Annotated in this window: 17 protein-coding genes and 1 pseudogene; 8 read left to right on the forward strand and 10 right to left on the reverse strand. The window is 58.7% G+C overall.

What is annotated here, in order from left to right; translation table 11 throughout:
* Positions 1 to 46 precede the first annotated feature (46 nt).
* The 4 genes from glpK to WLZ34_RS06785 are packed head-to-tail and all read left to right on the forward strand — an operon-like array spanning position 47 to position 4,747.
* Positions 47 to 1,627: a glycerol kinase GlpK gene (glpK, locus tag WLZ34_RS06770; RefSeq protein WP_434731279.1), complete on the forward strand. Its 1,581-nt coding sequence runs from the start codon at positions 47 to 49 to the stop codon at positions 1,625 to 1,627.
* A gap of 14 nt (positions 1,628 to 1,641) precedes the next feature.
* Positions 1,642 to 3,132, forward strand: coding sequence for an NAD(P)/FAD-dependent oxidoreductase (locus WLZ34_RS06775; RefSeq protein WP_434731280.1), 1,491 nt, complete (start codon positions 1,642 to 1,644; stop codon positions 3,130 to 3,132).
* Positions 3,129 to 4,388, forward strand: a complete 1,260-nt coding sequence (locus WLZ34_RS06780; protein ID WP_434731281.1) for an NAD(P)/FAD-dependent oxidoreductase — start codon at positions 3,129 to 3,131, stop codon at positions 4,386 to 4,388. Before WLZ34_RS06775 ends, WLZ34_RS06780 begins: the two co-directional genes overlap by 4 nt.
* Complete coding sequence (locus WLZ34_RS06785; protein WP_434731282.1) at positions 4,385 to 4,747, forward strand: DUF1667 domain-containing protein; 363 nt, start codon at positions 4,385 to 4,387, stop codon at positions 4,745 to 4,747. The genes WLZ34_RS06780 and WLZ34_RS06785 overlap by 4 nt, the downstream gene beginning before the upstream one ends.
* 85 nt (positions 4,748 to 4,832) lie before the next feature.
* On the opposite strand, the gene WLZ34_RS06790 is transcribed toward WLZ34_RS06785, so the two are convergent.
* Both WLZ34_RS06790 and WLZ34_RS06795 read right to left on the reverse strand, forming a co-directional pair.
* The gene (locus tag WLZ34_RS06790; protein ID WP_434731283.1) at positions 4,833 to 5,210 is read right to left on the reverse strand and encodes a HEPN domain-containing protein; all 378 of its coding nucleotides are present in this window, start codon (positions 5,208 to 5,210) and stop codon (positions 4,833 to 4,835) included.
* Between the two features lie 10 nt (positions 5,211 to 5,220).
* A pseudogene (locus WLZ34_RS06795) lies at positions 5,221 to 5,595 on the reverse strand (nucleotidyltransferase domain-containing protein); the annotation flags it as partial.
* A 213-nt stretch (positions 5,596 to 5,808) separates the two neighbouring features.
* On the opposite strand from WLZ34_RS06795, the gene WLZ34_RS06800 reads away from it, so the two are divergent.
* Positions 5,809 to 6,465 carry a phospholipase D-like domain-containing protein gene (locus WLZ34_RS06800; RefSeq protein ID WP_434731960.1) on the forward strand — a complete coding sequence of 219 codons (657 nt, stop codon included), beginning with the start codon at positions 5,809 to 5,811 and terminating at the stop codon, positions 6,463 to 6,465.
* Positions 6,466 to 6,578: 113 nt separating this feature from the next.
* Here the strand turns inward: WLZ34_RS06800 and WLZ34_RS06805 are convergent, their stop codons facing one another.
* The 6 genes from WLZ34_RS06805 to WLZ34_RS06830 form a co-directional block, all read right to left on the reverse strand.
* A complete protein-coding gene (locus tag WLZ34_RS06805) occupies positions 6,579 to 7,403 on the reverse strand; it encodes a recombinase RecB (RefSeq protein ID WP_434731961.1) in 825 nt (274 codons plus the stop codon).
* Between the two features lie 407 nt (positions 7,404 to 7,810).
* On the reverse strand, positions 7,811 to 9,133 hold the full coding sequence (locus WLZ34_RS06810) for a hypothetical protein (RefSeq protein ID WP_434731284.1): 1,323 nt from the start codon (positions 9,131 to 9,133) through the stop codon (positions 7,811 to 7,813).
* A gap of 672 nt (positions 9,134 to 9,805) precedes the next feature.
* Positions 9,806 to 12,715, reverse strand: a complete 2,910-nt coding sequence (locus WLZ34_RS06815) for a helicase-related protein (RefSeq protein WP_434731285.1) — start codon at positions 12,713 to 12,715, stop codon at positions 9,806 to 9,808.
* Positions 12,716 to 12,725: 10 nt separating this feature from the next.
* Positions 12,726 to 13,139 (reverse strand): hypothetical protein, encoded by a 414-nt coding sequence (locus WLZ34_RS06820; RefSeq protein WP_434731286.1) that lies wholly within the window; start codon positions 13,137 to 13,139, stop codon positions 12,726 to 12,728.
* Between the two features lie 12 nt (positions 13,140 to 13,151).
* Positions 13,152 to 16,559, reverse strand: a complete 3,408-nt coding sequence (locus tag WLZ34_RS06825) for a DUF499 domain-containing protein (RefSeq protein ID WP_434731287.1) — start codon at positions 16,557 to 16,559, stop codon at positions 13,152 to 13,154.
* Positions 16,556 to 19,537, reverse strand: a complete 2,982-nt coding sequence (locus tag WLZ34_RS06830; protein ID WP_434731962.1) for a DUF1156 domain-containing protein — start codon at positions 19,535 to 19,537, stop codon at positions 16,556 to 16,558. Before WLZ34_RS06830 ends, WLZ34_RS06825 begins: the two co-directional genes overlap by 4 nt.
* Positions 19,538 to 20,014: 477 nt before the next feature.
* Between WLZ34_RS06830 and WLZ34_RS06835 the strand changes: the two genes are divergently transcribed.
* Both WLZ34_RS06835 and WLZ34_RS06840 read left to right on the forward strand, forming a co-directional pair.
* Positions 20,015 to 20,440, forward strand: coding sequence for a hypothetical protein (locus tag WLZ34_RS06835; protein ID WP_434731288.1), 426 nt, complete (start codon positions 20,015 to 20,017; stop codon positions 20,438 to 20,440).
* A gap of 176 nt (positions 20,441 to 20,616) precedes the next feature.
* Complete coding sequence (locus WLZ34_RS06840) at positions 20,617 to 21,006, forward strand: hypothetical protein (RefSeq protein WP_434731289.1); 390 nt, start codon at positions 20,617 to 20,619, stop codon at positions 21,004 to 21,006.
* Between the two features lie 294 nt (positions 21,007 to 21,300).
* Here WLZ34_RS06840 and WLZ34_RS06845 read toward each other — a convergent pair whose 3' ends face one another.
* Together WLZ34_RS06845 and WLZ34_RS06850 are read right to left on the reverse strand one after the other, a co-directional pair.
* The gene (locus WLZ34_RS06845; RefSeq protein ID WP_434731290.1) at positions 21,301 to 21,453 is read right to left on the reverse strand and encodes a hypothetical protein; all 153 of its coding nucleotides are present in this window, start codon (positions 21,451 to 21,453) and stop codon (positions 21,301 to 21,303) included.
* 6 nt (positions 21,454 to 21,459) lie between these two features.
* Positions 21,460 to 21,612: a hypothetical protein gene (locus WLZ34_RS06850; RefSeq protein ID WP_434731291.1), complete on the reverse strand. Its 153-nt coding sequence runs from the start codon at positions 21,610 to 21,612 to the stop codon at positions 21,460 to 21,462.
* A 64-nt stretch (positions 21,613 to 21,676) separates the two neighbouring features.
* Between WLZ34_RS06850 and WLZ34_RS06855 the strand changes: the two genes are divergently transcribed.
* Positions 21,677 to 22,363 (forward strand): M protein, encoded by a 687-nt coding sequence (locus WLZ34_RS06855; protein WP_434731292.1) that lies wholly within the window; start codon positions 21,677 to 21,679, stop codon positions 22,361 to 22,363.
* The last annotated feature ends 61 nt before the right edge of the window (positions 22,364 to 22,424 follow it).

Below are 22,424 nucleotides of genomic sequence, written 5' to 3' on the forward strand. Positions count from 1 at the left end.
TTTACCGTAACAATAAAAAGTTTTGTGTAGGCGCTGGGTGCCGGCTTTGGGTGGAGAGAGGTACGTGCTGACGATAGACCAGGGGACTACCGAGACCAGGGTCATGCTCTTCGACGAGGAGGGGGCGCCGGTCGAGAGAGCTTGGGCTTACAGGGAGCACAGGCAGATCTACCCTAGGCCCGGCTGGGTCGAGCACGACCCCCTCGAAATATGGCTGAACACCAAGGCCTGCATCAGAGAAGTGCTCGAGAAGACCGGCGTCGACCCGGGCAGTATAGCTGTCATCGGGGTCACTAACCAGAGGGAGACGGTCGTGGTCTGGGAGAAGGAGACCGGTAGACCCGTCTACAACGCCATAGTCTGGCAGGACAGGAGGACTGCGAGGGAGGTCGACTACCTTCGCTCCAACTACTTCGAGTTGATCAAGAGGAAAACCGGGCTCGTCCCAGACAGCTACTTCTCCAGCACCAAGCTCTGGTGGCTACTAGACAACGTACCCGGCCTTAGGGAGAGGGCCGTGAGGGGGGAGGTGCTCGCGGGGACCGTGGACACGTGGCTCATATGGAACCTGACGAGGGGTTCGAGCGACGTTCTAACCCCGGAGAGGGGGGGCGCCCACGTAACAGACTACTCTAACGCCTCGAGGACGATGCTGTTCGACATAGCGGGGCTGGAGTGGAGCGCCGACCTGCTCGAGGTACAGGGGAGGATACCCATCGACGTTCTACCCCTCCCGAGGCCTTCTAGTGACATGGCCTTCTACGGGTACACGGGGCCCGAGGTCTCCGGGCTCTTCGGCGGCCGCAGCATACCAGTGGCCGGCGACGCCGGCGACCAGCAGGCAGCGCTCTTTGGGCAGGCCGGGTTCAGGGAGGGGGACGTCAAGTGCACTTACGGGACGGGGAACTTTTTGCTCATGAACACCGGCGACAGGCCGGTCTACTCGGAGCACAACCTGCTAGCAACCGTCTACTACTCGACGGAGCCCGGGAAGGCGAAGTACGCGCTGGAGGGCAGTGTATTCGTGACGGGCGCGGCGATCCAGTGGCTGAGGGACGGCTTGAAGATAATAGAGGTCTCAGCCGAGGTGAACCCACTCGCCGAGGCCGCCGAGGACACTGGTGGAGTCTACTTCGTGCCGGCCTTCACGGGGCTCGGAGCGCCCTACTGGGACCCGTACGCCAGGGGCCTGATCATAGGGTTGACGCGCGGTACCGAGAGGAGGCACATCGCGAGGGCCGTGCTCGAGTCTATAGCCTATTTGACCAGGGACGTTGTGGAGGTCATGGAGGCGGAGACCGGCAAGAGGATTAGCGAGCTCAGGGTCGACGGCGGGGCCTCGAGGAGCGACTTCCTCATGCAGTTCCAGGCCGACGTACTGGGTGTGAGGGTGGTCAGGCCCGTCGTGCTCGAGACCACTTCGCTCGGCGTGGCCTACCTGGCCGGCCTCGCCGCCGGGCTCTGGAGAGGCGTAGACGAGCTGGCCGGGAAGTGGAGGCCGGGGCGGGTCTTCGAGCCGAGGATGGACCCGGACAAGAGGGAGAGACTCTACAAGGGCTGGAGGGAGGCAGTCAAGAGGGCCCTGGGTTGGGCTAGAGAGGTCCCCTGGGCCTACGGGTACGAGTAGCGGGGCGAGGGCGGGTGGCCAGGCTAAGAGTCGTTATCGTGGGTGCGGGCGTTGTCGGAGCCTCAATTGCGAGGGTTCTCAGCAGGTTCGAGGACCTGGACGTCGTGGTAGTCGAGAAGGAGCCCGACGTCGGCTGGGGTGTGAGCAAGACCAACACCTCCATCATGCACCCATGCCACGAGGAGGACCCGGAGAAGTACCCATTGAGGGCCAGGCTCTGCCTCGAGGGCAACAGGTTGTGGAGGGAGTGGGTCAGGGAGCTCTCCATACCGGCGAGGTGGCCCGGCGAGGTCATCGTCTACCACAACGAGGAAGAAGAGGTGGAGGTTCGCAAGTACTTGAGGTTAGCCGAGGCCAGCGGTGTCCCGGGGGTTAGGCTGTTGGGGAGGGAGGAGCTGAGGGAGCTGGAGCCGAACGTCAACCCAGAGGCTGTTGGCGGGCTCTACGCCCCGACAGCCGGGCTGATATCGCCGTTCGAGGCTGTGGTAGCCATAGTCGAGAACGCTGTGGAGAACGGCGTCAGGCTCCTCACCGAGACCAGGGTGGAGAGGGTGGTGGTGAAGGACGGGAGAGTCGCCGGTGTCGAGACGGAGCGTGGCTTTATAGCAGCCGACATAGTAGTGAACGCGGCGGGCCTCTACGCCGACAGGGTCTCCCACACCGCGGGGGTCGAAGAGTGGTTCCGTGTAAGGCCGAGGAGGGGGCAGTACCTCCTCTTCGACGAGGACTACCCCCTGAAACCCCAGAGGGTCCTCCACACGGTCCCGACCCCGAAGACCAAGGGCGTCTACGCGATAACCACCGTCCACGGGAACCTGATGGTCGGGCCTACCGCCGAGGACCTACCAGAGGAGGCTAGAGAGGAGGTCTCGACTACCAGGGAGGGCGTAGAGCTGTTGCTGAACGAGGCGTCCAAGATGCTGAGGGAGAGGCCCGACCCTAAGAGGGTGATAAGGTTCTTCGCCGGCCTCAGGCCGGAGCCGCCGGGTGGTAACTGGCTGATAAAGGCATACGCGGAGCCCTGGGGGTTCGTCAACGTGGCTGGGATCAGGTCGCCGGGCCTCACAGCGGCCCCCGCTATAGCCAACTACGTCCTCGAACTACTCGCCCGCGAGTACTCCCTAGACCTGGTCGAGAAGAGGAACTGGAGGCCTGTTAGGCAGGACATCACCAGGGTCAGAGGGCGCAGCCTCCAAGAGTTAGACGAGCTCATAAAGAAGAACCCGGACTACGGGGAGATCGTCTGCTACTGCAAATTCGTCTCGAAGGCCGAGGTAGCAGAGGCGGTGGAGAGAATGAGGAGGATAGGGGTGAAGACCGTGACGCTGGACGGCTTGAAGTTCAGGGTGTACGTGGGGTTCGGCAAATGTCAGGGCTCCTTGTGCAGGGCGAGGGTCGCAAAGATCGTCTCCGAGCTCACTGGCGTCGAGGTGAAGGACGTGGTAGTCAAGTACAGCAGCCTGGGCGTAGGAGACGTGAAGGCGGCGTGGAGGGGGGAGGTGTGAAGAGGGCCGAGTACGACGTCGTGGTTGTGGGGGGAGGGCCGGCGGGTATCGCCGCGGCCATTAGAGCGAGCGACCTGGGGCTTAGAACGCTGCTCGTCGAAAACAGGGAGAGACTGGGAGGCATCCCCCTCCAGTGCGTCCACACTGGGTTCGGGCTTCACTACTTCAAGGAGGACCTGACGGGCGGGGAGTTCATCGCTAGGCTCATCGACAGGCTGGAGTCTAAGGGGGTGGAGTACTGGGTCAGAGCGCACGTCCTCTCGCTGAGCGTTGAGGCGGACGGCTGGAAGAGGCTGGACATAGTGACCCGGCAGGGAGTAGTCGTGGCCAGGGCAAGGGCCGTCGTGTACGCCACCGGCGCCAGGGAGAGGACTCTCTTCGAGATAGGCGTTCACGGGGGCAGGCCCGACGGGGTCTACACGGCCGGGGAGGTCCAGACCCTCATGGACATCTACGGGGTCCTCCCGGGCAAGAGGGTCGTGATAATAGGCTCAGGCGACGTGGGGCTGATAATGGCTAGGAGGTTCGCGCTCGAGAAGGCCGAGGTGAAGGCGGTGGTCGAGGTAATGCCGTACCCGGGAGGGCTCATGAGGAACGTGGTGCAGTGCCTGAGGGACTTCAACATCCCGCTTCTGTTGAGCCACGTCGTGTTAAGGGTTGAGGGGAGGAAAAGGGTGGAGAAGGTCGTTGTCGCGAGGGTTGACGAGAGCCTGAGGCCCGTACCCGGCAGCGAGTTCGAGATACCCTGCGACACGGTCGTGGTCTCGGCCGGCCTCAGGCCCAACATCGACCTCTTGGAGAGGGCGGGCGTCGAGGTTGACCCTGCCACTGGGGGGCCCGCCGTGAACGAGCTGCTCGAGACCAGCATACCGGGCGTTTTCGCCGCCGGTAACTCCCTCGTCGTAAACGACCTCGTCGACTACGCAGTTGAGCAGGGGGAGCTGGCAGCCGAGGGGGCCAGGGCGTACGTGGAGTCGGGTGGGAGGCCTACGGGGAGGAGGGTGAGAGTGGTGAAGGGCAGGAACGTGAGGTTGGTCGTCCCGCAGTACCTGTCCGGCGAGAGGGACGCCCTCTTCTACGCCAGGGTGTCCTACCCCGAGCAGGACGTTGTCCTCCAGGTGCCGGAGGCGGGGCTGAGGGTCCCGCAGCTCGGGGTCAGGCCGCCGGAGATGCTGAGGTTCAGGCTCAGAGCAGAGAAGCTGAAGGGGGTGCTCGGGGACGGGGATAGGGTCACAGTGGAGGTGGTGAAGAGGTGAGCGCGGTGGAGTTGGTGTGCGCTGTCTGCCCCGCCAGCTGTACGATGAGGGTCGTGGTCAGGGGCGGAGTGGTCGAGGTCACCGGCAACCGGTGCCCGAGAGGGGTGGAGTACGCGAGGCAGGAGATAGAGGCTCCCACGCGCTACGTCATATCCGTCGTTAGAGTTGTTGGGGGCGACGTGCCAACGGTCTCCGTCAAGACGAGGCGCCCGGTACCCAAAGACTGTATCTGGCTGGTAATGGAGAAGCTAAAGGACGCCGTCTTGACGGCGCCCGTCAACATAGGCGACGTAGTGTTGAGAGACGTCTGCGGTACTGAGGTGGTGGCCACGAGGAGGGTTGCGAGGGTGGCCACGTAGCAGGAGGGCCGGCCCGAGGATAACGAGCGCTGCTGCGTGGCGGTCAGCCCGGCCCTCGCGTGTACTCGGATAGTAGGCGCCTGGCTTAGGAGACCACGAGCTTCGCCGCCTCTACGGCCTTCTCCGCGTACGGCCTCGTGTAGAGCCTGGAAGGGGGTAGTCCCGTCTCCTCGTCGCCGTACATGGAGGGCTCCCTCTCCCTCCTCATCCACCTCGAGATGGCGGCGAGCTCGGGTATCTTGTCTCTGAACCAGTCGGGGAACCTGTCGGAGAGCTCTACTAGAACGGGGCCGACGTCATACCATTTAGGGGGCTCTACGCCCACCAGTCTCAGCGACGCCTTGAGGGAGAGCTCTACAGCCTCCTGGCACTGCCTTATGGCGTACGCGTAGGAGCCCTCGCCCAACATCGTCTCGGCAACCCTTACCCGTTTCTCCGCCTCCTCGAGGTAGGACTTCGCCATCTCGACGTTGTTAAAGCTCGATCACCTCCCCGTACTTGTACTCCCTCTTCAAGACGGACACCCACTTGCTGCCTACCCTCCTCCTCTCCGCACCGTACTCCTCCAGCCGCCTCCTCACCCCCTCTAGCACACCCGTCATGAAGCCGCCCCTGTCGTAGAGGACCCTCGCGTCGAACACGGCGTCGAGGTAGAGAGGTCTAGTAATAGAGGCCGACTCCCTGTCCAAGACGACGGGGGACAGGACCGGCCTTAGCCCCGCCTCTCTCAAGCAGTCGAAGACTGGTCGCAGGGCCTCCTCGACTAGGTCCAGCTCTCTGTGTACTTCCAGCCTGTCGCCCACTTCCTCCAGCACTACTATCAGGTCAATGTCGCTGTCAGACCTGTAGTCCCCCCTTGCCTAGGAGCCGTAGAGGACGAGGGAGACAAGCCTATCGCCGAAGACGCCCTTGAAAGCGCTGACAAGCCCCTCAACCAACGCCTCTAGTAGCCTGTCCCTTGGAGGGCACTGCATCCCGTAGACTCTCGTGCAACTGTCTTTACACAGTCTAATAAGGAGGTTAAGGCCCCGTCCGCCGAGGGCCCCTCTACCTTGCTGACCGTGCGATCAAAGGGTCTACGAATACAAAGCCTAAAAGCCGTCCACCCCCTGATCGAGATAGGGGTGTTCGCGTTGAGGGGCGTGGGCCTGGGCGCCCTCGTGGCTGTCTTCATCGCCGGCCTAGTGGTGGGCTACTACGTGGCTCTACACGTGGCGGCCCCCGGGGTGCAGCAACCAGCGGTGCCCGAGGGGGGAGTCTTCTTCCTGCCTGACAGAGCGTACTACGGTAACCTGACCTACTACCTGGACAGGGCGAACAAGAGCGTCTACGTCGTGATGTACGTCGTCAAGTACGACCCGAGCTACCCCGACGACCCGGTGAACAAGCTGTTGAGGAAGCTCGTAGACCTCTACAAGAAGGGCGTAGACGTGAGGGTGGTCGTAGACGACCAGACGCTAATTAGCTACCCCGACACCATCAACTACCTCGTTCAAAACGGCGTGCCCGTCAAGCTGGACGAGTCGAAGAGCGTCACCACACACGCCAAGATAGTCATCATCGACGGGAAGTACGTCTTCATAGGCAGCCACAACTGGACCGAGAGCGCGCTGACGAGGAACCACGAGACGACCCTGCTAGTCGACTCGACCAAGCTGGCACAGGAGGTCACGAGCTACTTCGAGAGCATATGGAGTAGTGGGAGGCCGCCCACGTAGCACCCGCCTACACGCCCCTCTGAGACCTCTTTTAACGCACCCCCCCAAAGCCTGCCTAACAGGGTGGGCTAGACACCACCCGGGCCCCGCCGCGTCCTGGAGTGCCGGGGCCCCTACTGCTGCCCCTGGGCCTGGGAGGCCCTCGACTTCTCCTCCACCGCCGCGGCTGTCTCCGACAGCCTCTTCAGCTGTGCGGCGAGGCCGCTGACCGCTGCCTTGAGCTCCCTGAGCTCCTCTCTCAGGGCCCTCGCAGTCTCCACCAGCCTACTGCTCTCCTCCAGCGCGCTGGCGAGGCTGCGCCTCCACACGAGGACCTGTGCCACCCTCCTCACCGATAAGTACTTGACCGCCCACCTCGGCAGTACGCCCGCCCTCCTCAGCTCTTCGATTTTCTTGGCGAGGGCCTGCGCGTCGACTCCCAGCTTACCGGCCGCGTCGCCGATGTCGGCAGACGAGGCTATGGCCTGCAGCACTTCGAGGTGCTCCTGCTTGATCTGGGGGCTGTAGCCGTAGAAGACCTCTAGGTAGTCCGCCAAGACCTCCTCCACGACCTCCCTCATCAGGGCGTAGAGCTCCTCGCTCTCCACCAGGAAGACGTCCGACAACTGGACCACCCTGACACCCAGCCTCTCCGCGAGCTCCCTGGCCGCGTCGTCCGAGAAGCCCTTGCACACCACCATCGGCTTGGCGTTCACGAGCAGGGCGTTTACGTAGGCCTGCCTGACACCGCTCACGTCGAGCCTCCCGGCCTTCACCTCGACCGCGTAGACGTTCCCCTCGGAGTCCTCGGCGATCGCGTCGACCTCCCCAACCTCGACCCCGTTCACCACCACCCTCCTACCCGTCTCCAGCACCCTGAAACCCATCTCGCTGAGAACGCTCAGCGCGATCCTCTCGCTGGCCATCCACCGCCTCTTTGCGGACATGCCCGAAGCCATAGGCAGCACACGGATCTATGAGGGCTTAGCGAGGTAATAAACGGGCACGGTCGCCGGAGGAGCGGTGGAGTGGGCCCGGCCGCCTCTACCGGCCTATCGTTTGGAGTGCGGCTAGGCCTTTATACCGGTGAAACACGGACACTGTTATAGGGGCTGTGACGACGACTCCACGACTCGGAGATCGGATGAAGGCTTGTTGGGGGGCCTCTGAGCCGGGGGGTGAAGAGGGCTGCAGGGCTGAGGGGTGAAGTGGTCGCGCACTACTGACCCCCTCCTCATGTCAGGCTTTAAGGGCGTGAGACATAGTAGGTTACTGGCCGGGATGAGGCCTAGAGGCCGCGTCCCGAGCAGTGAGGGCTGTCTCGGGGATCTCGACCGGCTCCCCGCCGCGTCCTGGGCGCGGCTGTCTACGCGACTGTCTCGACCCTTCTAGACAGAGTGAAGTCCTTGAACTCGCCCAGCCTGCTGAGAGCGAACTCGGCTAGTAGTCTCGACAGCTCGTCCTCGCTGAGCTCAAGACCCAGCCCTCGGAGGGCCTCTCTCACCCTCCTCAAGTGCCTCGAGGGCTCCTTCACGGGCTCCGCGAACTTCGCGAGCTCTTCGGCGAGCTCCCTCAGTGCGCCGGGCTCCCCGATCCTCACGCCGTCGTAGACCATTATCCCCGAGGACTCCAGGTCGGAGCGGACGTAGCCGGGCAGCCTGGGGGAGGAGACGAGGTAGAACCTCCTGGGGTCGTAGAAGGCCTTGTAGAACTTGACGAGCTGGGCCTCCGTGACCCTCACGCCCCTCCTCTCCCCCTCCGCGACCTCTCTCACTACGCTGGGGTCCACTCCGAGGACGTCGGCCAGCCCGCTCCAGAGGCCGGACAACCACCTCCTGAACCACTCGCTGAAGCTGAGAGACGGGTTCACAGGCCCCTTGAGCTCCCTGGTCCTCGCGTACCAGTCCTCCAGCTCCTTGCACTCGACTATCACGTCCGGCCGCTTGACGGGGGGCCCGTTGCTCGAGGGGTCCACTATGTCCAGGACCAGGCCGGAGTAGACCATGATGTCGGGCCTGAGAGTCACGTAGAACCTCCACACCCTGCTCAGGTCCTTGAGGCCCCTCCAGCCCAGGGGCCTGGGGGCCTCCAGGAAGAAGCTGAGGACCCCCTCGTCCAGCTCCACGGCCAGGTTCGGGGGTATGGAGCCGGAGGCCTGCTTCCCCTGCCTGTCGAAGTGGACGAACTTGTGCTCCGGGTACACTATCCTCGCCCCGTGTTCGGCGAGGTGCTTGACCACCGATGCGAGGACGTAGACCTCGTAGACTATCCTGAGGTTAGACCTCATACTGGAGCCCAGCGCGGACCTCGCCTTCGGCGCGTACTCAACGACAGTAGTCTTCCTCCTGAGGAGGTCGTAGGTGTAGAGTGTGATCTTCTTCTTCAGGTGCTCGAGAGGGTCTCTCGAGAAGTCGCTGGTCTCCCTGGGCAGGGCCCAGCCCCTCCCGCCGAGGAGCGCCGTGACCTCGGAGAGCAGGCTGTTCAGCTCCTGTACGTAGCGGCGGGCCCTCTCCACCTCCTCGAGGGGGACGAAGGAGAGGGCGACGCACTCCTGGAACTTGTCCAGCAGCTCCTCGCAGCTCTCGGTGAGCGAGACCCTCGAACCCGGGAGGAGCTTGGCGCACCTCCTCAACTCGGCGAGTGTGTCTGCGCAGTGCCTCATGGCGTTGACGGCGCTGCTCCGGGCCAAGGGCCCACGCCCCTAGACTCCTAGTAGCCGTGCCGGGCTAATAGCCTAGATCCTCCTGGCCGGCGGTGGCGATACCCCGTGGGCCTCCATGGACGGCGGGAACTAGGGCGGACTACGGGGGCCGTCGTTCGCAATGCTCCTTGTACGCCCACCTCAGACCCGGCTCGAATAAAGCGGCCTTCATGAGTTAGCACTAGCTGAAACCAAGAGCCCTCTGTACGAGGAGCAGCAAGAGCGCGGGCGCGATAGCTGAGATAGAGATGAGGAGCCCCGCGAAGAATCTTGCCTCCTCAAGGAGGAGGCTTACGAGATAACGGGGTCTGTGTGGGGGATCTATCAACATTGCCCGCCGAGGGCGTAATGGGGTGAGGTCGAGTACGTGGCCGTTAAGCCGGTGGTGTTCAACGTGTACGGCAGCGCAGGTGGTGGCAACTGTTGCAGAGACCGATGACCCCGGCCTACGTTGTTTAGCCGAGTTCCCGGGTCTCCGATAGGCATGCAGTCCCACGGGAAGGTAAGCCGGTGCACGCAGGGGTCAAGGGCTACTAGAAAAAGCCCTGGAAAAGGGCTACACCGGCCTCGGAGGCCCGGCGACTGCGGCCATCCGGCTAGGGGGCCAACGTAAAAAAAGGAGGGACGCCGAGGGCGGCCGGCCGAACAGTCTCGCCTTACCTAGCTGGGGGAAAACCTCTCGTTGTGGTCTGGCTTTCCACTCTCGTCACACACGTAAAACTTCCTGCCATTTCTTGTGTATTCTTTGAAGAACTTGAGCTTGCCTGATGTAAGCGGGTTTTTATAGCCCCTGACCTCCCCCTCGGCCAAGTCTACGACGTAGAGCCAGTATTCGTGTTTTCCGCTCTCCGCTCGTTCCGCGAATGCCTTTTCGTTCTCGGTGTACACTATGTAGTGACGGCCCTTCTCCGGCCTTCTGAGCGTCTTGAGCTCGATGAACACCGTTTCTTGGGTATCTCTCTTCCTAGCAATGTAGTCAAAGGGGGCTTTCGTATCCCCCACGTAGGTCATCTCGTATCTCGCCTGCAGGACTTTCTCTAGGATCTCCCTGCCGACTTTCTCCACTTCCAGTTTTTCCTCGGTGACTTCGCCTACGCTCACGTAGCTCTCAATAGAGCTGTCAGTCCATTCTCTCCACCACTCTTCTACTATGTTCAAGGGCACAGCTATGACAAGTGGCTTGAACAGCGTTATGCGGAGTTCTTCGGGAGTTCTCGGCCTTAGACTGCTCTTAGTAGCTTCAACGTATTTGGAGAATCCGTGTAGCAGATCCTGTACTGCTTCTCTCAGGAAGTTCTCTACTCTAAGACGTGCTCTTTCCTCAATGCCCTTCCACAGCTCTTCCACAACCTTTGAGGTGGCTCTGCCGACTTCGACGCAGCTGCTGAAGGCGTTCTCTACGCTGTCTAGTAGCTCTTTAACGCCGTAGATTCTCTTCTCACCGCTTTTAGACTCGTCGTGCACTAGTATCCAGCAAACGGCGTTTTCACCGCTTGAAAAGCCCACACACGCCTTTAGAATAACGAGTGGGGCGCTAATTCCACTGCACGCATAAGTGGCACGTTCCTCTTGAATAGCAGAGGCGATCTTCCTTAAAAGGTGCTCAGGAGGCCTTGCATCATCGTAGCCTAGGAGCTTGGCAATCTTTCTCTCAACCCTAATTAGCTCTTCCCTAGACTTAAAGCCGATGGTTTTCTCTAATAGTTGTTCGAGTCGCTGAACAGCTAGTCCTGAACGAGTACGACCCTCTGAGTAAATGTAAGAGACCTGCCCTCCTGCAAATCGCTTCTTAAGCCTCTCCAAGTGACTGCTCACGAGCTCTCCTAAGCCTTCTTCTCTGTCAAGCTTGTACTTGAGCCACATTTCAAAGGGCTTTAACCCAGCCTCTTCAACCACGCCAGAGGCTGGCAGCTCTAGCCCCTCTTTAGTCTTGAGTATGGTAAGGGCGCTCGGAATTATGTAGGCCTTGACCGACTCTGCCAGCTTCCTGTAAAAGGAGTCGAACACGGCTTTTTCAAAGCTGTGGTCTAGTAGCATCAAGTATATTTTCACGTCCCTGGACTGGCCCAGCCTCCAAACTCTCCCAATCCTCTGCTCCAGCTTGACCAGGGACCAAGGTAGCTCGTAATTTATCACGACATTTGCGTATTGGAGGTTCAAGCCTTCAGATGCTACATCAGTCGATACCAAAACGCGGGGCTGGGGTTCAGCAAGCCATTTCTTGATATTCTCTATTGCGTCTTCCGCGCGTCCCTGCGCTTCAAGGTCCCTCCCCGTGATTTTCTTGACCTCGCAACCTAGCTCAGAGCTGATCTTACCGTAGATGTAGTCGGCCGTGTCCGCGTACTCTGTGAAGACCACTACTTTTTCCCCCTTCCCAACGTGCTCTTGCAACAAGTCTAGCAAGGCGCGGACCTTGCTGTCGGTCTCCTCAACGGACTTTGCTAGCTTTGCGAGGTACTCAAACCGCTCTTTAAAGCGCGCCAAAATACGCGCGACTTCGCCCCTGATGAGTTCTTCAGCTTCCTCTAGTAGAGCGTCCGGATCCTTCTCCGCGACGTATTCTTCTTCAGCATAACCCTCTAGGCTTTCAGGAATGCTGGACACGCTTATGCCGCCCTTCTCAGGGGACATAACCTTATGTCGTATTCTATGAAACGTCAACCACCCCGCCCTCGGGCTAGAGAGCCCCCGCTTGTCCACTAAAACCGCGAGTAGGCCGACTGCTCGCTTTACTTCCTCTTTTACTGCGTTCGCCTTCAAGAGTAGCTCCCTTGTCAGCTTGTCGAGGCTGGTGATGTAGTCTTCTTCGTTTTTCGATAGCCCAACGGTCTTTACCTCGAGCTCTGCGTCGACGAATATCTTTTCCTTTTCATACACTTCATTAACTTCTTTCTTGGATCGCCTAAACACGAGGGTGTTAATAGTCTTTGCATAGAAGTCTCTGGGCGCAATCCTTCTCAAGTTATTGACTGCTTCATCCAATAGCTCCAAAAGCTTCACATATTGCTCCTCGTCACCTCTGTGGGGCGTTGCCGACAAGAAGATTACAGAAGCCTCTGGATTATTCTTCACAAGCTCCTTTACGAGCTTGTACCTCATAGTGTCTAGTCCTAGCCTGTGTGCTTCGTCTACGACAATAACTCCCCAGTCGTGCCTGAGCACTTTTTCTTTGTGCTCTCCCTTCTTAACAGTGTCGATTTTGAGGATGAACAGCTCGGGTTCTGCTCCCCCTCCATAGTCGATCAGTTCTAAGTCAGTGAAGGGTTTAAAGCCAAAGCGCCTAGCCTCTTCTCTCCACTGCCCCACAAGGCTTCTTGGGACAAGCACGAGGGCGCTTCTGCGGTGGAAAAGCCCTCTCTCAAAACCCCATTTCACTAGCATTAGCGCTTCAATGGTCTTGCCAAGCCCTATTTCATCAGCTATGAGTGCTCTTATGGGTCTCCTGAGCGCTAGCCTGTAAATAAGCTCGGCTTGGTGGAGGTAGCCTTCGTACCCCCTTAAGCGTAGCTTGAAAAGAGGGTTTTCTTGAAAAAGCTGCGAGAGAAGGAGTTCCAGCGCTCTTCCCACCGTTCTATCGCTACTTCCTCTCGACTCCATAAAGTATCCTCGCTGCCCTCGAAACCCTCCCAAGCGCTCTAATGCCTCCTCGCCTGTATTTCTCCAGCGTTTCCGTGTACCAGAAGTGGATGGTGTAGCCGTCCATTCGCCTGACTACTAGGGCGAGTTTCAGCGCCTTCAACGGAGACTTGGCCCTCAGAGGCCCGTAGAGAGCCGAGAACACCAGCAATCTCTTGTAAAGGTCTTCGTCGTATACCCACAGGCCGCTCTTAGTCTCCTTGACCTTTCCTAGCGCGTCTAGTTGCTTGACCGCGTCTAGCAAGTCGCTCTTTGTTACCTTCAGCTTGCCGATGTCGTTAGCCCCCAGGGCCCCCCTCTTGAAGTAGGCTCTATCTCCTCTGAATAGAATGAACCCCATGAACTCGGAGCTCAAGGCCCTTACACCTCACCAACAATACTCTATCTTAATTCCCCCTCGCTTGAGATTCTCATGAGCGCTTTTTAGCTTGTTCAAGTCCTCTACTACGCCCTCTCCCTGCACTACTAGCTCTAAGCTCGTGAACTTCATGTCAGCAAATAGGCGCATAGCCGAGGAAATGGCCTTAGTCACGGTTTCGACGTCGTCTAGTGTCGCTTCCTCGAACTGAACAATGGCGCGTCTCTTGACTCCGGGGGTTTTCTTGTCGCGGGACTCTACTACAAGTAGCCCGTTTCTTACGAGCTTAACGCCGCGGACATTCGTTTTCAGCACTCCCAACAGGTTCAGTAGGGACATTGGCTCAACTTCACCGGAGACTTTGAGCTGTAACAGCTTCTCGCCTGGCTCATCTCTGCAGAGTAGCTCTCCTCTAACCACCAGCTTCAGCGAGGCTGTGCGTTGCAGGCCCCTGCTAGGAGCAGTAGCCTTAAGTGTAAAGACGTATTCACCTGGCTCTCGGGGGGCCTTGATAACCCACTCTGCCTCGAAGTCTGGCGTGCCCTTACTCGGCTTGACTTCGCCGCTCTGAGGCTCGATCACGACTTCCTCTGCAAAGCCACCAATGCTCCTGACGAGAATCCTGGCGGTAACCAGCTCCGGTAGCTCCGAGATCCTGAACTCCTGAATCGGTGGCTCGATCTTTAGGTCGAAGCCTCGCCTCTCCACGACTTCGCGGGTCTTTACTTCAGAGTTAATGAACACTAATATGTAGTCCTCCGGGAACTTGCTTTTCAGCTCATAAATGGGGACTTCGCTACCATCGCGCACTACTACGTAGTACCGCCTTTCTATGGTATCGCCTACCACTTTCTCTTCTACAGCGCTACTCAGCTCGCTTATCTGCCTCTCTGCCGCCTCTTCTTGCGGCAGTACGACGTCTGTATCCTTGATCTCGCCCAAGAGCTTCTCAGGGCGCTCTCCATCGATAGGCTTGAAGTAGACCCTACCCTCTCTCTCAATTCCAATTAAGAGCTTGCTTAATCCGTCTCTAATGGCATCTTTAATATAATTTGCACGAATCATTGGGAAGGCTGGATTCTCGAGGAAGGCGTTTACTACGTCTTGGACGCTTATTTTCATTGTCCACTTCTGAGTACTCCCGCCACTAAAGTAGTACAATAGAGTCTTGAAGTCTGCTTCCTCCCGCTTAATGGCCTTACCTGCATCTATTAATGCTTTCTCAGCGAGTTCTACTAGGGTTCTGTCCGCTGGTGTCGTTACTCTGCGTACTCTCACGACATTAGTGCCCCTGTCCTTATCGACGTCGGGGTAGGCGATTAGGTTGAAGTAGCCAGCGACGAGGCTCTCGCGGAGGCTGTTCTCCAAGCCTTCTTTTAGGCTCCTCAGCTCCTCTCTGATGTACTTAAAAGACTTAGAGTCAACTTCCTTCTTGAGAGTTTCCATTAGTCGATCGCATGCCAAAACCTTCTTTGCTTTCTTTAGAATTTCGCGCCACGCATCGGCCTTGTTAGAGAGCAACACTGCTATGGAGTTTGCATACCTTCTCGGCGACTTCTGAGCGCCCGACTCCTTGTAGTACACCAAGTCATAGAGCACTCCCTCAGTGTATGCTCCTTCCTCTACCTCGGGAAGAGGCGGTGCGATTACTACTAGCATGTACTCCATTGGATCCCAATCCAAGAGCGCTGGCTCCTTGAGCACTACAGGTTTGGCTTTGAAGAGCACTGCTTCCGGCCATTCTCCCCTCTTCTCGCGCGGTTTTGCAAGCAGGCTCTCTAAGGTATTCATGACAAGGCTCAATGCCGTGAGATCGTCGATCGTCTCGGCTTCTTTCTCTACGCGCTCCCATACGTCGATCAGTCTCGTGACCCAGTATCGACCTTCTATTCCATAGAAGTGTGGCACCCTGTACTCAATATCGCCTGCTGCGAGCTTGTCCAGCAAGTCAGCCGCTACAGTTGGGTTTATATAGTACTGCTCGTACCTGAGCGGGTCGTACACTCCTGTCACGACCTCCTTTTTACTTGGAAACTCGTCTCTAGGCTCTAAGTGCGGGTCGTACACGTAGGTTCTTAAGAACGCGTATAAGACCAGCCTATACGCGAGGTCTCGAAGCGCCTCGGGATTGAGACCTCCCATAGGCGGTATTTCCCTTATCTTGTTGACGACTTTTGTAAGGACTAGATCGAATTTTGCGTAGCTTTCAGTGATTATTGCCGTTCTGATTTCCTCTACCCGTGGGTCTATGTCTGTGGGCATTACGAGCAGGACGTTTTCCCGCTTCTTGTACAGGTTTCTGAGGACTTTTCGCGCAATTCTGAGCGCGTCTCTAGTTTTCTGCAGGTTCCTGTTCCTCTCGACGAGCTCCTGCAGGGTCACTATAAAGAGCGGATGGAATGGATAGGACTTTTCGAGCTCCTCGGATTTGTCCTCGACAAACTGCTGGTACTCCACGGCAAGGCTTCTCAGCCTCTTGGTGGCGAGGTGCGCCCCCTCCTCTTTTACTTCGCTGAAGAGCCTCTTTCTCAATACGCCTGCGAAGTCCGTGCTCGTGGCTATGGGCCTCTCTACTCTAATGGCGACTCTAGTCACTTCTCTCTCAACTCGCCTAACGAAGTCCTCGTAGCCTACCTCGCTCTCTAAGCCTCTCTCGGTCGGCTCGGCAGGCAGGCTCATCACAACTACGACGCCGGCCTCCTTTACGCACTCGGAGAGCATTCTCAGAAATATCACAACCTGCTCTGCGTACTTGGCAAACGCGTCGGTGGCTCTAAACCTGTTGTAGTATGGCCCGAGCTCGTCTATGAGCACTAGAACCCTCTCGCCGGATAATACTTCGAGCAACTTGCTCTTCTCGGGCGATACCAACTTCTCGTCGTAGTACCTGATCTTCTCGTACTTGTCGCGCCCGATTTTCAAAGCCAGGTAGCCCCAGAGCGTCCTGACCTCCACATCGCCTTCTTTGAGCTCCTCGCCGGGGATGGGCGAGGGCGCTGTTTCGCGGCTTGTTCCATCAATTACAACCACGTGCACGCCCCTCAGCGCTTCGCTCAGCTGCTTCACCCTCTCGGTCCCCTCGACCTCGGCTACTACACGAGTGAACTCTGGGCTACCAGGGTTCCTGGCTAGGTGGTAGAGCAGTACCATTGAGTGGGTCTTGCCGCCACCGAAAGCCGAGGGGAGCACGATGAGCCTGCCGCTTCCCGAGGCGAGTGCTTCAAGAACCTCTCTCAGCAACCCCTTCATAGAGTCTGTTAAGTGCGTGCTCTCCACGAACTTCTTTGAATCAACGTATATCTCGGGTGCACTGCCTAGCACTACTTCAGATAACGAGGGCGCCACCTTGTCGTCTAGGGACCTGTCGAACACGTCTTCCCTGATGCTCGCGTACTTCCACAAGCCCACTTCACTCATTTCGAGTCACCTCTTTCAAGCCCCAGGAGCCCCAGGTGGTGGAGCACACGCATGCAGCTCACCCTCTCTGGATCTCCCTCGGGCAGGACGGCGTAGAGCACGCGTGCCAGGTTTATTGCATCATATACTTTGGGAACCCTCGCTTTAAGCTCTTCAACGAGCTTCTTGAACTGCTCACTGGTCAGCTGCAGGGCCTTCATCTCGAGATAGTGCAAAACGTCCACTGGTGTCTTGAAGCTGTCCGGCTTAGACGGGTCTACCCTCTTCTCTGAGAGTAGGACCTCAAGGGCCCTCGCAATGCCAGAAGCTGTGGGCTCAGCCGGCTCGGGCTCGAAAAGCTCGAGCTCTTCTTTGACCTTCTTCAGTATCCCGCTGGCAACCAAGTTATCTACCCTCAGGCCGCCGAATACTCCAAGCAGAGACGCGTAAGTCCTGTCCACCCTGCCCCTCTTGAACCCCTTCTTCTCGACCTTACCTCCTTCAGCCCTCGTGGTGACCTTCAGCGCGAGGTACGATGACGAGTAGGGGTCTAGGGGTCTCTCGAGCCCGGCGTGCTTGAAGATGCCCTCGACCAGGCCCCTCAGCGCTAGTGGAAATATTTCTTGCTGGACTAGCTCGTGTGTTTCTCTTTCGGGTACTAGTTTAGAAGATGTGAAAACACTCAGCACAGCGCTCAGAGACCTCAGGAACAAGTTAATGTCCGGTGTAGCGCCGCCTTTTACGGCTTCTTCAACGGCCTTCGCGGCCTCTTCAAGGGCTCTCCGCCTGGCCTCGGATACGTGCATTAGCCTCTGCTCGCCCTGCGGCTTCCTCCAGGCTACCACGACCGAGGCGTCGAGGGCCACCTTGCCGCGCGCCGTGACCCTCTGCTCGCTCTCGGTCGCCAGGGCGAACGCCGCCGTGACCATCAAGCCAGCTTTTTTCCAGCCCGCCTCCAAGAGGGCCGCCCACGCCTCGGGACTAGTGTGCGCGTAGTACGTGACTACGAGCCCATCGTCCTTGAGCAGGCGCGAGATCGCGGCAAAGGCCCTGCCGAGCTTGTCGACGAAGTCGGCGTCAGAGCCGGCTTCGACCCCGTTTAGCTCCTTGAAGAACCTGGCCCTACCCTCGCTGACGCTGACCTCTAGGGGGGCGAACTTCTCCCACTGAGTCCTCACCTCGACGTAGCTCTTGCACTCCTCGTCAAGGCACTCAAAGAAGGCCTCCCTGTCGAACCTCGGCTTCAGAGCACCGGCATCAACATCGCTCAAGGCCCTCTTGAGCCACACGTAGTAGAAGTCGCTGAGCTCGGCATACGCAACGTCGTCCCTGTAAGGCGGGTCCGTGACGATCAAATCAAACCTCTCGCCCTCAAGCTTACCTAAGACGGTGGCATCGTCGAGCAGAACCCTAACCCTACTAGGACTACCACTAACAGCAGAGACGAGATAAGACAAACCATCAATAGAATTTTCTAGGTTTCTTGACCATGTTCCGGTAAATTGAGCAGATAATAAACTATCAGCCCAATTCCATGTCATGGCTATACCTCTTACTGAAAAACTTTCCTCAAATTTTAACCATCCAGGATTCCATCTATTGACAATTGAGTTAAAATCGGCATATTTGATTAACGCTATTGCCAGGTATGTTGTCACTGCTTCCGCGTACTTGTGTGCTTTCTCTCTGTCCCAGCCTTCTCTCAGCTTCTCCTCCTCGACCCTCCTCCCGGCCTCCCTGACCAGCTTGACGAGCTTGACCAGGGTTAGGAGCTGGCGCGGGTTGAAGAGCTGATGCCATTTGTCTATGATATGAACTGGGAATCTCAGCCCACCTCCTATGTTTCCGTATGGTGGTATTGGCTCTGTCGGTATGTCTGGGTCTCCCCACATCTGCCTCAGCTTCACAAGCGCCCTCCACAGCTTATCGTCGTCCTGAGCTGTCGCGGGCTCGAACTCCAAGTCCTTGCCGGCTACCTTTACTTTAACCAGTAGCCTCGGCCTCGCCTTGCTCTTCTTCAAGTCTTCTAGCGTAATCTCGCCGTTGAGGTACTTCTCTAGCGCCTGGTTCCAGCTCCTCAGGGCCTCCTTCACATACCACTGGTCTCCTCTACCCGGCATAACCCTGTTGCAGTGCAGGCACCTGGCCACCTGGCTTCTCGCGTCTATGTTGGCTTCCGGGACCCTGTAGGAGCCCCTGGTGGTCTTGACGGTGCCCTCGGAGACCTCGGCGGCTATCGTCTTCGAGCCCAGCTCCTTGTTCAGGTCTACTACCCTCACTTCAACGCGGTCTCCCACGGCTACCGGCTCCATCCAGGCGAGCCTGGTGTAGCGCCCCGTACTGGAGTCCCTTACTCTCGCCAGCCACCAGTTGCCCACTAGCGGCGTGTACCTGCCGCAGAAGGGGCACTCGACTTCCCAGGTCCCGATGTAGACTGCGGCGTCCTCGTCGTACAGCTCCTTGATGTCGGGGTCCTCCCTCAGCTCCTTGACGACCCACTCCCCCCACTTCTTGGCGTCCTCCACTAGCTCTCTTGCGAGCCCCTCGTCCACGGCCCACTTCGGTATCTCGAGAACCGCCTTCAGGAAGACGTACGCTGACGGCAGGAGCTCCACGGCCACTACTTCGCCAACCCCCAGCCTCACGGCCTCGAGGGGTATCGAGCCGAAGCCTGCGAAGGGGTCCAGTAGCTTGACCTTGAGAAACCTCTCCCTGAGGCCTTGCGGGACGCGGGGGTTCACGCGGTGGGGGACCTTCTCCGAGTCCAGGCCCGTGACCCTGTAGAAGTCGGCTACGCTCGCCTCCGGGCCTAGTAGTGCTGCGGCGACGATGCTCCTGGCGCCGATCAGGGGCTTCCTAGTCCACCAGAAGACCATCTCCCAGAACTCCGGCCTGCCGCCACCCGTTTTCTCCCGAGCGGACTCCTCGTCAACAACAGCGCTTACTGCTGCAAAACGCGCTGATTCCAGGAAAGAAAGAGGAGCGTTGCCCGAGGTCAGGTGTACCCCCGCGTAATATTTGAGAGGGGTGCGGTAATAAGGCTTACGCGAGAGCCAAAAGGTCTTGGCGATCCGCCGAGCAAGGCTAGGCCGAGCCGGAGTAATGTGGGCCTGCCGGTCATCGCGGCGAGCCTCACTTCAACACCGTCCCTGCTCTTTCTGAGCAGTACTTCGGCGAACCCTCTGAGAGAAATCAAGAGGGGGCGGAGACCCTGCTCGCGTCTCGAACAAGCTCGAGGACGAGACCTCCCCGGCGCTCATGTCATGGAATAATCTTGAGCAGGGGCAAGCGAGCCACCGCCACACGTGGACAGCCCCGGTAGTCTGGACAGTACTCGAAGCCCAGGTAATCAAGAGGTGAAGCCGAGAACTCCGCATTTGTCCCTTGTCATCTACAACAGGGTTAACGGTGTCTTGGGTTCCGGCGTCGCCAGCTGGCAAAAGACTATAAGCTCGCTTTTCAATTTGCACTACTAGATGGCGGGGGTTTGGTTGGCTGGGGCGGGAAGGTACGGCTGTATCGTGTTAACAACCCGAGAGTGGTTTGACAAGTGCCTCGACGCCCGTTGCGAAGTTTTTCAATTTCCTCCCGGCAGTCAACCTCCAGGGATTAACAATCTTACTGAGGGTAGCGTGTGTCTAGTGCTGGCGAAACCATCGCTAGGAAGTCCTAGGAGCGAGTGGGAATTCCTCGGGGAGTTCACAGTTGAAAAGGTTGCCCGCGTCGATGCCGGCGAGTTCGAAGAAAAGTACCGTGCGCGTGCCGTTGAAGTTGGCGAAGCACCCTTCCCGAGAAATGGAGAGTCGACCTGGGTCATACAGTTCAGCGGGCTAACTGCGTATGAAAGGCCTGTAAAGCTGGGAGAGTGTAGCGACATCGGCCACAGGGGAGGAGACCTCTAAGTGAGTGGCAAATACACGGCTTCACGCTCATAAGACCCGGGATCATCGATACTATTATCAATGGCATAAGAGACAAGGCGGCGGGTGTTCTCGTCGCCACTGCTAGATTTGACGTGGAGTCTCCGCGAGAAAGAGGCTACACCTCCGAGACCCCGAGTCATCGCAGGCTTGTGGAAATGATTCGCGACATAGGGGAGTGGCTGGGCTTCGTAGTTGAGGTAAATGAGGAGACGCCTGATAAGGCCTATAAACTGGATGTTACCTGGAGAGACGCCCCCGGGCACGCTCCACTCAAGGCTTTCGAAGTAGACGTCAAGGGAAACGTCGACATGGCGCTGGCCAGGTTGGCGCACGCAAAGGATATTTGGAACTGCGAGCAACTGTACCTAGTCGTAAGCGACGTGGCCAAAGCCTCAAGAGTCATGAACCTCGTCGAGCCGCGCCTTAGGGGCTCCTTTGCGAAGATAAAAGACAGGCTCACCGTGTTGGGCTACGAGGACATAGTAAACCTCCACAGTAGTCTGAAGACATGGCAAGACCTCATTAAGAAGCTGTCGAAGAGGTGAGGCGAGACATTCACATAAAAGCCGATCACTCTCCGCATAACACATAGCTTCATAGAGAGACCTAGCTAGAGCAATCGCCAAATTGGCTCGTCTGTAGGGGCGGAATAGTTGTGTTTACTTTCTTGAATGGTCGAGCGCGTCCCCTTCTGTAGGCCCTTTGCTCTCTCCGTATGTGTAGACTGTCCCGAACGGCGTTACGCAGGACCTGGGCGTCCAAGCGTAGTCTCTGAGGTCTGCCACTCCGGGCTTCTCTGTCCTCCCGTGAGAGTACTCCAAGGCATGGGGTGGACCGCGCTAGCTGGCCCCTGCTCTCAGCAGCCCTAGGGGGTTTAGCACGGCGCCTATGTCGCACAGCACCACTGCCATAGCGCCTAGTTCCGGCCTCAGAGAGGCGCCGTAGCTACACAGCGCTCCGGCTGCAAGGGGTGGTAGGGCGACGTTGTACACGAACGCCTACGCGTGGTCCTCCGCTAACCTCGCCTCCACTTTTTCGCCTAGCTCCACGACGAGGGTGAGGTCCGCGGCCACGACCAGACCTTGACCCTTGTGGAGGTCACCCTGTTCATCCTGCGCGGGGTCCCGACCCTCCTCAACCAGCTGCTTCACCCTCGGGGTGGGTCCCTGTAACGCTTAAAAGGCTGTAATCTTGTAATACTGTAATGGGGTAAACATGAGCGGGGAGAGTTTCTCGGAGAAGACGAAGGAGTTCCTGGCTAGGGTCAGGGGGCTTGTCTCCGAGACGGAGAGGCGGTTCGAGGAGCTCTACAGGGAGGGTAGGGAGGGCGAGGCGGTCAAGGCCCTGGCAGAGGGCCTGGAGAAGATCGCGAGGGAGATCGCCGAGATCAGCAAGTTCCTAGAGGCCAGCCTCGGCCAGGCCCGGGGGGAGGGGTTGGAGAGGGAGGTCGAGGAGTTCAAGTCGAGGATCGAGGCCGAGCTAGACGAGCTTAGGAGGCACATCGACAAGGTGGTGTCGGAGCACAAGGGGAGGGCGGCTGCAAAGGCCGCGGAGCTCAGCAGCGCGTTCTCGAAGATGGTGGAGGAGGCGCTCAGGCACACGGCGAGGACGGCCGAGGACGCCTTCAAGAACCTACGCGAGGTCTTCAGGGAGGTCACGAGGGCGGTGGCCGAGACCGTGGTCGTCTCGGCCAGGATCCACAGCAGCGACCTGGAGCTCATAGACAGGCTCGTCGACGCCGGTGTATTCAAGAGCAGGAGCGAGGCCGTGGCCTACTTCACGAGGAAGGGGATCGAGGCTAGCAGGGACTGGATAAACAGGGCCCTCGAGCAGGCCGAGAGGATAAGGGAGCTGAAGAGCAGCCTGAGGAGGGAGGTCGAGGGCTACCTGGGGAGGCAGTAGAGACCTCGGGGAAAGACGCCCGCCGGCGGCCTGTCGGAGTTAGGGGTTGGCGCAGGGGGCT

Origin of the sequence: Thermogladius sp. KZ2Tp1, from assembly GCF_051131135.1 — an archaeon.
Lineage (GTDB): Archaea > Thermoproteota > Thermoprotei_A > Sulfolobales > Desulfurococcaceae > Thermogladius.